Annotated in this window: 15 protein-coding genes; 11 read left to right on the top strand and 4 right to left on the bottom strand. The window is 47.1% G+C overall.

Annotation, left to right across the window (positions count from 1 at the left end):
- The first annotated feature begins 23 nt into the window (after positions 1–23).
- Genes sufC through sufB form a run of 5 tightly spaced genes read left to right on the top strand, consistent with a single transcriptional unit; the run spans position 24 to position 5,210 of the window.
- Positions 24–809: a Fe-S cluster assembly ATPase SufC gene (gene sufC / locus ACW5MY_RS15220; protein WP_003151872.1), complete on the top strand. Its 786-nt coding sequence runs from the start codon at positions 24–26 to the stop codon at positions 807–809.
- Between the two features lie 17 nt (positions 810–826).
- Positions 827–2,140, top strand: a complete 1,314-nt coding sequence (gene sufD / locus ACW5MY_RS15215; protein ID WP_013353527.1) for a Fe-S cluster assembly protein SufD — start codon at positions 827–829, stop codon at positions 2,138–2,140.
- Positions 2,140–3,360, top strand: a complete 1,221-nt coding sequence (gene sufS / locus ACW5MY_RS15210) for a cysteine desulfurase SufS (RefSeq protein ID WP_013353526.1) — start codon at positions 2,140–2,142, stop codon at positions 3,358–3,360. The genes sufD and sufS overlap by 1 nt, the downstream gene beginning before the upstream one ends.
- Positions 3,350–3,793, top strand: a complete 444-nt coding sequence (gene sufU, locus ACW5MY_RS15205; RefSeq protein WP_003151877.1) for a Fe-S cluster assembly sulfur transfer protein SufU — start codon at positions 3,350–3,352, stop codon at positions 3,791–3,793. Before sufS ends, sufU begins: the two co-directional genes overlap by 11 nt.
- Positions 3,794–3,812: 19 nt before the next feature.
- Positions 3,813–5,210: a Fe-S cluster assembly protein SufB gene (gene sufB / locus ACW5MY_RS15200; RefSeq protein ID WP_003151878.1), complete on the top strand. Its 1,398-nt coding sequence runs from the start codon at positions 3,813–3,815 to the stop codon at positions 5,208–5,210.
- Between the two features lie 35 nt (positions 5,211–5,245).
- On the opposite strand, the gene csn is transcribed toward sufB, so the two are convergent.
- Together csn and ACW5MY_RS15190 are read right to left on the bottom strand one after the other, a co-directional pair.
- Complete coding sequence (csn, locus tag ACW5MY_RS15195; RefSeq protein ID WP_289393884.1) at positions 5,246–6,082, bottom strand: chitosanase; 837 nt, start codon at positions 6,080–6,082, stop codon at positions 5,246–5,248.
- Positions 6,083–6,216: 134 nt separating this feature from the next.
- On the bottom strand, positions 6,217–6,681 hold the full coding sequence (locus tag ACW5MY_RS15190; RefSeq protein ID WP_013353485.1) for a DUF2691 family protein: 465 nt from the start codon (positions 6,679–6,681) through the stop codon (positions 6,217–6,219).
- A gap of 160 nt (positions 6,682–6,841) precedes the next feature.
- On the opposite strand from ACW5MY_RS15190, the gene ACW5MY_RS15185 reads away from it, so the two are divergent.
- From ACW5MY_RS15185 to ACW5MY_RS15175, 3 genes are all read left to right on the top strand, one after another.
- The gene (locus ACW5MY_RS15185; RefSeq protein WP_013353484.1) at positions 6,842–7,459 is read left to right on the top strand and encodes a class I SAM-dependent methyltransferase; all 618 of its coding nucleotides are present in this window, start codon (positions 6,842–6,844) and stop codon (positions 7,457–7,459) included.
- Positions 7,460–7,496: 37 nt separating this feature from the next.
- The gene (locus tag ACW5MY_RS15180; RefSeq protein WP_013353483.1) at positions 7,497–8,612 is read left to right on the top strand and encodes an NAD(P)/FAD-dependent oxidoreductase; all 1,116 of its coding nucleotides are present in this window, start codon (positions 7,497–7,499) and stop codon (positions 8,610–8,612) included.
- A 67-nt stretch (positions 8,613–8,679) separates the two neighbouring features.
- Positions 8,680–9,054 carry a nucleotide excision repair endonuclease gene (locus tag ACW5MY_RS15175; protein ID WP_013353482.1) on the top strand — a complete coding sequence of 125 codons (375 nt, stop codon included), beginning with the start codon at positions 8,680–8,682 and terminating at the stop codon, positions 9,052–9,054.
- 39 nt (positions 9,055–9,093) lie between these two features.
- Here ACW5MY_RS15175 and ACW5MY_RS15170 read toward each other — a convergent pair whose 3' ends face one another.
- Complete coding sequence (locus ACW5MY_RS15170; protein WP_013353481.1) at positions 9,094–9,366, bottom strand: DUF1648 domain-containing protein; 273 nt, start codon at positions 9,364–9,366, stop codon at positions 9,094–9,096.
- A 122-nt stretch (positions 9,367–9,488) separates the two neighbouring features.
- Between ACW5MY_RS15170 and ACW5MY_RS15165 the strand changes: the two genes are divergently transcribed.
- Genes ACW5MY_RS15165 through ACW5MY_RS15155 form a run of 3 tightly spaced genes read left to right on the top strand, consistent with a single transcriptional unit; the run spans position 9,489 to position 10,999 of the window.
- Positions 9,489–10,001 carry an SdpA family antimicrobial peptide system protein gene (locus tag ACW5MY_RS15165; protein WP_289393883.1) on the top strand — a complete coding sequence of 171 codons (513 nt, stop codon included), beginning with the start codon at positions 9,489–9,491 and terminating at the stop codon, positions 9,999–10,001.
- Entirely contained in the window at positions 9,988–10,416 is a 429-nt protein-coding gene (locus ACW5MY_RS15160; RefSeq protein ID WP_289393882.1) for a hypothetical protein, read from the top strand. The genes ACW5MY_RS15165 and ACW5MY_RS15160 overlap by 14 nt, the downstream gene beginning before the upstream one ends.
- Positions 10,409–10,999, top strand: a complete 591-nt coding sequence (locus ACW5MY_RS15155) for a sporulation delaying protein family toxin (protein WP_013353478.1) — start codon at positions 10,409–10,411, stop codon at positions 10,997–10,999. Before ACW5MY_RS15160 ends, ACW5MY_RS15155 begins: the two co-directional genes overlap by 8 nt.
- A gap of 33 nt (positions 11,000–11,032) precedes the next feature.
- Here the strand turns inward: ACW5MY_RS15155 and ACW5MY_RS15150 are convergent, their stop codons facing one another.
- Complete coding sequence (locus ACW5MY_RS15150) at positions 11,033–11,959, bottom strand: MerR family transcriptional regulator (RefSeq protein WP_013353477.1); 927 nt, start codon at positions 11,957–11,959, stop codon at positions 11,033–11,035.
- Positions 11,960–12,107: the final 148 nt, after the last annotated feature.

The following is a 12,107-nucleotide window of genomic DNA, read 5'->3' as shown; positions in this document are numbered from 1 at the left end:
TTATATATTTTGGAGGTATAGATATGGCTGCTTCAACATTAACGATCAAGGATCTTCACGTTGAAATCGAAGGAAAAGAGATCTTAAAAGGTGTAAACCTTGAAATAAAAGGCGGCGAATTCCACGCTGTCATGGGGCCGAACGGTACCGGTAAATCCACGCTTTCAGCAGCGATTATGGGACACCCGAAATACGAAGTTACAAAAGGCAGCATCACGCTTGACGGCAAAGATGTACTGGAAATGGAAGTGGACGAGCGCGCTCAGGCGGGTCTTTTCCTTGCGATGCAGTACCCAAGTGAAATCAGCGGTGTGACAAATGCCGATTTCCTTCGCTCTGCGATTAACGCACGCCGCGAAGAAGGCGATGAAATTTCTCTTATGAAATTCATCCGCAAAATGGACGAAAACATGGAGTTCCTTGAAATGGACCCTGAAATGGCTCAGCGTTACCTGAACGAAGGCTTCTCCGGCGGGGAGAAAAAACGCAACGAAATCCTTCAGCTTATGATGATCGAGCCGAAAATCGCCATTCTTGACGAAATCGATTCAGGTCTTGATATCGATGCGCTTAAAGTCGTTTCTAAAGGAATCAACAAAATGCGCAGCGAAAACTTCGGCTGCTTAATGATCACTCACTATCAGCGCCTTCTGAACTACATCACGCCTGATGTCGTTCACGTTATGATGCAGGGACGCGTAGTGAAATCAGGCGGAGCGGAGCTTGCGCAGCGCCTTGAAGCGGAAGGCTATGACTGGATTAAACAAGAACTCGGCATTGAAGACGAAACTGTAGGCCAAGAAGCGTAAGCGTTAGGGGGATAAACATGACATTGGAAACGAAACTATCCGTAGATCAGGAATATGTCAAAGGCTTTTCCGAAAAGCATCAAGAACCTGCCTGGCTGAAAAACCTGCGCTTACAGGCTCTTGAAAAAGCTGAAGATCTGCCGCTGCCTAAGCCTGATAAAACAAAAATCACAAATTGGAACTTTACAAAGTTCAACAAGCATACAGTAGAAAACGCGCCGCTTGCTTCTTTAGAAGATTTAGCTGATGAAGCAAAAGCGCTGATCGACATCGAAAATGAAGACAAAACGTTATATGTGCAGCGTGACCAAACGCCTGCTTTCCTTTCTCTGTCTAAAGAGCTGAAAGACAAAGGCGTCATTTTCACGGACATCTTAACAGCTGCCCGTGAGCACAGCGACCTCGTTGAGAAATATTTCATGAAAGACGGCGTAAAGGTCGACGAGCATAAATTGACTGCGCTTCATGCGGCATTAATGAACGGCGGAGCATTCCTTTATGTTCCTAAAAACGTTCAGGTGGAAACGCCTGTTCAGGCTGTTTATGTTCATGAAAGCAATGACACGGCATTGTTTAACCACGTGCTGATCGTCGCTGAAGACCACAGCTCCGTCACTTACGTTGAGAACTACATCAGCACGGTGAATCCGAAAGAAGCTGTGTTCAACATTATCAGTGAAGTGATCACGGGTGATAACGCCAGTGTGACGTACGGTGCCGTTGACAACCTGTCAGCAGGTGTCACAACATACGTCAACCGCCGCGGAGCCGCGCGCGGACGCGACAGCAGAATCGAGTGGGCGCTCGGTCTGATGAACGACGGCGACACGATTTCTGAAAACACGACTAACCTCTATGGAGACGGCACATACGGCGATACGAAAACCGTAGTTGTCGGAAGAGGAGAACAGACGGAAAACTTTACGACGCAGATCATCCACTTCGGTAAGGCTTCCGAAGGTTATATCCTGAAGCACGGAGTCATGAAAGATGCCGCATCTTCCATCTTTAACGGGATCGGCAAAATTGAGCACGGCGCGTCTAAAGCAAACGCTGAACAGGAATCCCGCGTCCTGATGCTGAGTGAAAAAGCACGCGGTGACGCAAACCCGATTCTTTTAATTGATGAAGACGATGTAACTGCAGGACATGCGGCATCTGTCGGCCGCGTGGACCCGATTCAGCTTTACTACCTAATGAGCCGCGGAATTCCGAAAGAAGAAGCGGAACGCTTAGTCATTTACGGATTCCTTGCTCCGGTGGTAAAAGAGCTTCCGATTGAAGGAGTTAAGAAACAGCTCGTCTCCGTCATCGAAAGGAAAGTAAAATAATGAATATCACCGATATTCGTGAACAGTTCCCGATCCTTCATCAGCAAGTGAACGGACATGACCTCGTGTACCTTGACAGCGCGGCGACTTCTCAGAAGCCGCGGGCTGTCATTGAGGCAGTGGATCAGTATTACAACCGATACAATTCCAATGTCCACAGAGGCGTCCATACTCTTGGCACAAGAGCGACAGACGGCTATGAAGGAGCGCGTGAAAAAGTCCGTAAGTTTATCAATGCGAAGTCAATGACTGAGGTCATTTTCACAAAAGGCACGACAACTTCACTGAATATGGTGGCGCTGAGCTATGCCCGCGCCAACTTAAAACCCGGTGATGAAGTGGTCATCACCCAAATGGAGCATCATGCGAATATCATTCCGTGGCAGCAGGCTGTAAAAGCAACCGGCGCGACTTTAAAATATATTCCGATGCAGGAAGACGGCACGCTTTCGTTAGAAGACGTCCGGCAGACTGTCACAAGCCATACGAAGATCGTGGCGGTCGCTCATGTGTCAAACGTACTCGGCACGATCAACCCGATTAAAGAAATCGCTAAAATCGCTCATGACAATGGCGCGGTCATCGTGGTCGACGGAGCCCAGAGCACGCCTCACATGAAAATCGACGTCCAAGACTTGGATTGCGACTTCTTCGCGCTTTCTTCCCATAAAATGTGCGGCCCGACGGGAATCGGCGTGCTGTACGGCAAGAAAGAACTGCTTGAGAATATGGAGCCAGCCGAATTTGGCGGCGAGATGATCGACTTTGTAGGGCTTTATGAATCAACTTGGAAAGAGCTTCCGTGGAAATTTGAAGCAGGCACGCCGATTATTGCAGGCGCGATCGGATTGGGAGCCGCGATTGATTTTCTTGAAGAGATCGGTCTCGACGAGATTTCCCGGCATGAGCATAAGCTTGCTGCCTATGCGCTTGACTGTTTCGAACAGCTTGACGGCGTGACGGTATACGGTCCGAAAGAGCGGGCGGGCCTTGTGACATTTAATCTTGATGATGTTCACCCTCATGATGTCGCGACTGTCCTCGATGCAGAGGGCATTGCGGTCAGAGCGGGGCATCATTGCGCCCAGCCGCTCATGAAATGGCTGGATGTATCTGCTACTGCGAGAGCGAGCTTTTATCTGTATAATACAGAGGAAGAGATAGATAAGCTCGCGGAAGCTCTCCAAAAGACAAAGGAGTACTTTACAAATGTCTTTTAATGCAAATTTAGATACATTGTACAGACAAGTGATCATGGATCATTACAAAAATCCGCGCAACAAAGGGGTTTTGGATGACAGCATCGTCGTCGATATGAACAACCCGACTTGCGGCGACCGGATCAGACTGACAATGAAGCTTGACGGCGATACCGTTCAGGAAGCGAAATTTGAAGGGGAAGGCTGTTCCATCTCCATGGCTTCAGCTTCCATGATGACGCAGGCGATTAAAGGAAAAGATATTGATACCGCCCTTTCCATGTCTAAGATCTTCTCAGACATGATGCAAGGGAAAGAGTATGACGACTCAATAGATCTCGGGGATATTGAAGCCCTTCAAGGCGTTTCGAAATTCCCGGCCCGGATTAAATGTGCCACCCTTTCATGGAAAGCACTTGAAAAAGGAGTCGCTGGCGAAAAAGGCGGCAATTAAAAGATTGGAGTGAAAATGGATGGCTAAAAAAATGCCTGAAATTGGTGAATACAAGTACGGTTTTCACGATAAGGACGTTTCCATTTTCCGTTCAGAGCGCGGATTGACAAAAGAAATCGTAGAAGAAATTTCACGTATGAAAGAAGAGCCTCAATGGATGCTTGATTTCCGCCTGAAATCTCTTGAGCATTTCTACAACATGCCGATGCCGCAGTGGGGCGGGGATTTAAACTCTTTAAACTTTGACGAGATTACGTACTACGTAAAACCGTCTGAGCGTTCAGAGCGTTCTTGGGATGAAGTGCCTGAGGAAATTAAACAGACATTCGACAAACTCGGTATTCCTGAAGCTGAGCAAAAATACCTTGCGGGTGTTTCCGCACAGTACGAATCTGAGGTTGTTTATCACAACATGAAAGAAGATCTTGAAGCGCAAGGCATTGTCTTCAAAGATACAGACAGCGCGCTGAAAGAAAATGAAGACATTTTCCGTGAGCACTGGGCGAAAGTTATTCCGCCGACTGATAACAAGTTTGCGGCGCTGAACTCAGCTGTTTGGTCCGGCGGATCTTTCATCTACGTGCCAAAAGGCGTGAAGGTTGAAACACCGCTTCAAGCTTACTTCCGCATCAACTCAGAAAACATGGGTCAGTTCGAACGTACGCTGATCATTGTTGACGAAGAAGCAAGCGTTCATTACGTAGAAGGATGTACGGCTCCTGTCTACACAACAAACTCGCTTCACAGCGCGGTTGTTGAGATCATCGTGAAAAAAGGCGGCTACTGCCGTTATACAACGATCCAAAACTGGGCGAACAACGTTTACAACCTTGTTACGAAACGTACCGTTTGTGAAGAAAACGCGACGATGGAATGGGTAGACGGAAACATCGGTTCTAAATTGACGATGAAATATCCGGCTGTCATTCTGAAAGGTGAAGGCGCGCGCGGCATGACGCTTTCTATCGCTCTTGCGGGCAAAGGACAGCATCAGGACGCAGGTGCGAAAATGATTCACCTTGCACCGAATACGTCATCCACAATCGTATCAAAATCGATTTCTAAACAGGGCGGAAAAGTAACATACCGCGGTATCGTCCACTTCGGACGGAAAGCGGACGGCGCCCGTTCAAACATCGAGTGCGATACGCTCATCATGGATAACAAATCAACTTCTGATACGATCCCTTACAATGAAATCCTGAACGACAACATTTCATTGGAGCACGAAGCGAAAGTATCAAAGGTTTCTGAGGAACAGCTTTTCTACTTGATGAGCCGCGGTATTTCTGAAGAAGAAGCGACAGAAATGATCGTTATGGGCTTCATCGAGCCGTTCACAAAAGAACTTCCGATGGAATACGCAGTTGAAATGAACCGTTTGATCAAATTCGAAATGGAAGGCTCAATCGGTTAATAGTAAAACCCCGCCACATGGCGGGGTTTTTTTGTTTATTGAATTGTGAAATTTCCGTATTCGCTTGACCGGACATGAATCGGCCCGTCTAAATTATAGTTCTTCGCTTTTACGATATCACGGAAAACGTCGACACGGGCTACTGATTCTCTCCATTCATCCTGGGTATCCTCATCTGACGGATTCATCAGATCGTCATAGCGCACATCCAAAAATTTATTCAGCCATTTTTTCTCGTCTGTCCCGTCTTTCGGTGACCCGCCCATTTTTTTGTTCGTGCGTTTAATCAGGGCATAAAAGGAGTCTGGATCATCGCCGTCGCCATGCTGAATCACTGTATCGTACATCACTGCTTTTGCCAGTGCCGTTTTCAATCCGGCTTGATCTGAACGTTTCATCGCCGGCTGATAATATAAGCGGTCATTTACTTCATCCTGGGCAGCTCGGAAAGCCTTATCATTGCCAAGCGAACGCCAGGCAGAAGCGAATCCTTTCAGATTGCTTGTGTCATCGCTTTCGTCCTTCGCAAGACGGCGCAATTCAGGCAAATACTTTTTCAATTTGTTATTCGGGACCGCTTTCGTGTATACTTCCACTACTTCCAGCGCATCCCCGGTAGCCGTTGTAAAACCGGCCCGCCCGCAAGTGTAACCTCTTCCGTCATCCAACTCTTCAACATATCCGTATTGAATTTCCGTCTTTCCGTTTTCAAAGATGCTGGTCAGCTGTTCCGCCCGGCGCTTCTGATCCTTATTCAGCCCGGCCGCCAAAACCGTTCCGCTCATCATCATGGTAAAAAACATGGTGAAAATAAGTGATGAAACCGCCGTCTTCTTCCAAAAACCTGCTTTTTTCTTCAAACCGCTTCTCATTGTCATACCCCTTTCACATGTCTTATTACGCCATCAGTATACATGAGGGGGATGTCTTATTGTTGAAAACACACGAATTTGTCAATATTTTGAATCCTAAGCCCTATTTAGCGATTCATAAAAAGAACGCACTTTCACCAGACAGATAAACGCGTTCTCGCATCATTCTCATCTGTGACATAGTCAACATGGAGAAATCCGCATTGTACAGCCTGCTGATAAAGAGCTTCCAGCATGTCCGGATCTTTGCAGTATAAGGATACATATGAGCAATCTGCGATGAGAAGCACAAGCTCACAGGGACTCTTTAAATATTCTTCGTACGTATTGATTTCCGTTACCATCCCGCTTGGGAAAGCCTTCAATTCAGCAAAAATCATATAATAAGAGTTTCCTTCAAGACGCTGACGGAGCTCATGGCCCTCAATGATGCGCTGATTTTGCGGAAACAGGTCTGTATCGGTGTCTTCTTTGAAGTCGGTATATGCCTCCCCATCGCCGATAAACCACGTATAGGCGGAAATGGGGAATGGTTTTAATATGTCTGCCGCAAACTGTCCGAATGTGTTCGGGATGTCAAACGTAAGGCCTCGTTTCATATTGTCGTTTCTCCTTTCTGCTGCTGCCAGAATCATATGGTATACTATTTGGATAAATATTGAAAGGGCTGGACGATATGACAACACGATACGGCATTGATGCGCCTTACGGGGCGTTTGGATTTATCTTTGTTGCGTTCCTTTATGGCGCAGGTACTTTATGGGGAATTATTCTCCTTTCTGGGGCTGGCTGACGGGCGCCTTGTTTTTATTACTCGGTCTTTGGATGCTGCTGTATTCAATGACTATTAAACTTTCACACCGCCATCGCATTCTTGCGCTTTCCGGCTTAAAGCCGAACATGAAGGTGCTTGATGTCGGGACGGGGCGGGGGCTGTTAGCCATCGCCGCGGCGCAGAAAGGCGCGGATGTCTCAGCGATTGACAAGTGGTCTGGCTGGGATCTGGGCGGAAACGGACGAGAGGCGTTTGAACAAAACAGACTGGCTGAAGGAGCGCCGGGAATTGATCTGTATGACGGACTGGCGCAAGACATGCCATTTCCTGATGAAACGTTTGACCTTGTCATTTCACATTTTGTCGTACACAACATTTCAGGGAGAAAAGAGCGGGAACGGGCGATCGCGGAAATGGTGAGGGTGCTGAGGCCCGGCGGCACATTGGCCGTGTCAGATATAAAAAATATGTCTCAATACAGAAAGTTTCTTGAGGAAAACGGCTTTCAGACGAGGACTTATTCCTTTTATCATACGTTTCCGTTTTCGAAACTCATCATTGCCGTCAGGACTCCGGTAGGAACCGGGCGCTCCATTTGTTAAAATAAATAAGACAAAACAGATAGAAAAGGTGTTACACATGAAGTCTTATATCATTATCGGGGCCGGCATTCTCGGTGCGTCAGCGGCTTATCATCTTGCAAAGGCCGGCGCGGAAGTAACGGTCATTGACCGGAAACACCCGGGTCAGGCGACTGACGCAGCGGCGGGGATCGTTTGCCCGTGGCTGTCGCAGCGCCGCAATCAGGCATGGTATGCAATCGCAAAAGGCGGTGCCCGTTATTATGAACAATTGATCCAGCAGCTGGAAGCCGACGGAGAAACGGACACCGGTTATCAAAAGGTCGGTGCCGTCAGTCTCCATACGGATGAAAAAAAGCTCAGCCAGATGGAAGAAAGAGCTTATAAAAGAAGAGAGGACGCTCCTGAGATCGGCGGCATCACAAGACTGACTCCGGCAGAAACGAAGGCATTGTTTCCCGCGCTGTCGGAGGAATACGGAGCGGTTCATATCAGCGGTGCGGCCCGGGTGAACGGGAGGGCGCTTCGTAAGGCACTGTTAAACGCGGCCATAAAGCACGGTGCGGCAGTTTATCATGAAGAGGCGTCAATACTGACAGAGGACGGTGCCGTCACCGGTGTGAAAACGGAAGAACGCACGCTTCATGCCGACCAGGTTCTCGTAACGGCGGGAGCTTGGGCGAAGGAGCTGCTTCAGCCGCTGGGCATCCGCTTTTCAGTATCGTACCAAAAGGCGCAGATCGTTCATTTAGAGCTTCAGGGAGAGGATACGGGCGGATGGCCTGTGGTTATGCCGCCGAACGACCAGTACATCCTCGCATTTGACAGCGGCAGAATCGTAGCGGGCGCGACTCATGAAAACGATACCGGCATGGATTTGCGGGTGACGGCAGGCGGTCTCGGCGAGATTTTTGACAAAGCATTAACCGTCGCGCCGGGGCTTTCAGACAGTACCGTGATGGAGACAAGAGTCGGTTTCAGGCCGTTTACTCCCGGTTTTCTTCCCGTTATCGGCAGCCTGCCGAATATCAGCGGCCTCCTCGTGGCCAACGGGCTCGGCGCCTCGGGTCTGACGAGCGGACCGTATCTCGGAGCTGAACTGGCGAAACTCGCACTCGGCCGGCAGACCGAAATTGATTTGAGCCTCTATGATCCGGCCGGCGCGCTCGAATGAAAGAATGGCTTTTCGGGTATTCTTATGGTAGGATGGAGCTTTAATGAATAAGAGGACGTGACCTATTTTGATAAAAATAAAACTTCCTGCTCCTGATGTAACCATTACAGAACGGCAGCAGTCACCGTCGGAAAATGAACCGGCGATTAAAGCGATTTACGGTTTCATTGATTTTCACCAAATTCCGAGAGACAAAGGCGGCATATTTATGTTTTATAACATTCATGACGAGCTGCTGTTTGTCGGGAAAGCCCGTAAATTAAGACAAAGAATCAAAAAGCATTTTGAAGACAATGTGTCGCCTGTTAAACATCACAGGGACGAAGTGTATAAAATTGAGGTATGTGTCGTAAATGATCCGATGGAAAGAGATATTTACGAAACGTACGCGATCAATACCCTTCAGTCGAAATACAACATTGAGAAAGTATTTTATAAATAAGCAAAACCGGAGCCCTTTAAGCTTCGGTTTTATTTATGCTTACATTGCCAGCCACATCACTGCGATGTGCACGATCAGCAGGCAGTAAACGACGAGGAATAACTGGACGACCCGTTTTCTGAATAACATGCAGACAATCATAAGCACGGGAAAAATCAGGACGCCGGCCGTTTTATTGATGGCTGTATTCGGTCGGTTCGACGCGTCATAGTGAATAGCCATATCAGCAGGAAGAAACGGATAAAACACAATCGACAGAATAAAGGCGAGTGCCACCGCTCCCCACAGCACTTTATCATTCATCAAAAACATATGAACACTCCTTTTTACATATAATAGTATATTAGTCCAAAAAATCTAATTTCTCAATATTTTACCTGTTGAATGGTGTATAATCATGTCAATGAAATGTCCATTCGATAGGAGGGTTTCAATTGACTGACAAGAGACAAAACAGCATGTTTTCATTCTTTCTTTTTATAATGGCCGCCTGGATCATCGTTTTGTTTTTAACCGTCATCGCGGCACTGCCAAGCTCCGCCATCCAATTAACCAAGCATCAATCCAAAACCGTTTCCATGATTTATCCGCAAAGCTGGGGATTTTTCAGTAAAGATCCGAGAGAAGACAGTCTGAACATCTATCTCCTTGATGGCGATGAAAAGCTCAGATGGCCGAATAATTCACTGAAAAATGTGATCGGCTTAAACCGATACGGGCGGACGCAAGGGATAGAGCTCGGCCTTATGCTGGAAAAGCTGCCTTCCAAAGAGAAGTGGCACGATTTCACGGCTGGCCAGGACTTTAAGAATACCACATTTTTGAAAATGAAAAATGAGTCGCCCTCCCCAAGGCTGAAAGGGAAAATGATCATTACATATGAACGCATTACCCCATGGGCATGGAGCAAACATACCGAAACGAAACGAACCGTTGCTGTACTTTAACTCCGTCATTGCCAAGCTGATGGAAGAAGAATGGCAGAACGGAACCGCCGTTTATTACTATTTGAACGATCCGATGCTGGGGCTGCCGGATGCGCTTCACAGTCTGTTTGACTTTATCCTGCAGTCAAAGCTTGTCATCATCCCGACTTGGGGCACGCTCATTGTGCAAACCATTATGTTCTGCGCTTTGTTCGCTCCGAAAAAATATTGGCGTCTGATATTGTTTATATCCATTTTCATGCATGAAATCTTTGCTGTTATGCTGGGGCTTACCTCGTTCTCCATTACGGTAGCTGGTATTTTAGACCTGTTTTTGGTACCGGCAGAGAAAACAGTAGCTTTGAACCATTACAATCCGCTTTTTATCAGATACAATTTTCTCAATAAAAGGAAAAGGAAGAAATTATATGGTTAAAAGCAAAAAATCCGCTGCCGCCATGATGCTGGTGTTTGTTTTAATGATCGCATTAGTCGGCCCGCATGCCACAGCGAAAACTGAGGCATCCGTCTCTTATTCGGGTGAAGACATTTTTTCCGGCATCTTTTTCGGACAAGGTGAGGTCGCAAAGCTTCTTCCTGAAGTATGGGATACGAAAGCCGTCAAAAAGATTAATCAGGATGAATTAAAGCAAGTTTCCGATCAGGTGATCGCTGATATTAAAAAGTCATCGCCGGATTATTTTAAGAAGTTAAAAGCGGCGGTCTACAGCGGCGATTATGAGAAAGTGAACAGCGTCATCGATCAAGGCTCACAGATTATGGCGAAAGTGCTGAAAGAAGAGTTTGACAAAAAAAGCATGGACAAAGGAAAATCAACGGCCATCGGACAATGCGCAACGGCTGTATGGGTATTTTTAAACGCGGCGGCTGCCATAGAGACGATCGCTCTTGCCGTAGCGGCCATCATTTTGACGGTAGCAAGCGTTGACGAAGATTCCGACTTAGGAAAAGAGCAGCTCATCGCAAATGTCGTTGACCGCATTAATGCGCAGCACTGAAGCTGAAGAAAGAAAACGCTAAGGAAACGGGCCTTAGCGTTTTTTAATTTGCAGCATCTGATTTAAGTATGCCTCTGAATCAAAGCCGAGTTCCTCGTCGGCTTCCTTTTTCAGTTCTAGATGAAGCCGCACATATGTGTCATATTTCGGACTGAGCTTTTGAAGAAGATTGCTGAAAGGCGAGCCCGCTTTCAGCGCGGGCAGATCAGAAGCGGATTCCCCGATCTTGATCAGGCTTTCTCTGTATTCTTCATCCGTCTGCACTCTTTTCACAAGCTGAATGATTGTGTTTTTATGAGTGTCCCAAGTGGCTGGGTCTCTCTCCAAAATCCGCTCGATGAATTGATCATGCTGGGCTTTGTGCTGCTGGAGCTGAGCCGGGTCCTCCTTGCCGACAAGCTGCATCATCGGGTGTGCAGCCGGAACTTCATCCATATCATCCAATACTTTAATAAGCTCCGCCCATGCCGCTTTTTTCTCATCTGTATCAATAGAAAAGTCGAGGAAAGGTTCAAACAGCGCGGCAATAAATTCTCCGAAATCTCCCGGGAACAGTTTCTTCAGCTGAAGCCCCATATACTTTGGTTCATCTATTTTGACCTCGCCGATATCATGTAAAATCGAATCGACGTTTTCTGCATCCTCCACCCGTTTGAGCAGCATTTCGGTCAATTTCCGTTCCTGCTCAAGCTCTTCAATCTGCCGGCTGAGTTTTTCATGCTGCTGCCGCAGTATATCATGCAGGCTGGTGCCCTCTAAGAGGAACGCTTTAATATCACTTACGGACAGTGCCAGCATTCGGAGGGCGGCAATCATTTTCAGCGTATTCACGTCCTGAGCGGAATACTCACGGTATCCGTTATCAGGGTTTTTACTGACAGTGATTAAACCTTCCTGCTCATAATATTTGATGGCTTTTTTCGTGAGACCCGTCTGCCGGGCGGCTTCTTTGATATTCATTTCTGCATCACTCCCTGCTTTTCATTCTAAACGTGTCTCTAAGGGTCAGGTCAAGAGAGCGCGGGAATATTTTAGAAATTTCAGAAAATATGATTGACAACACGCCTTTATTGCGATTAATATAACGTTATATAATGTTATATAACAT

The sequence above is a fragment of the Bacillus sp. Bwzl_19 genome (assembly GCF_054900515.1).
The sequence above is the reverse complement of the archived record's forward strand: the minus strand, read 5'-3'. Positions and strand labels throughout refer to the sequence as shown.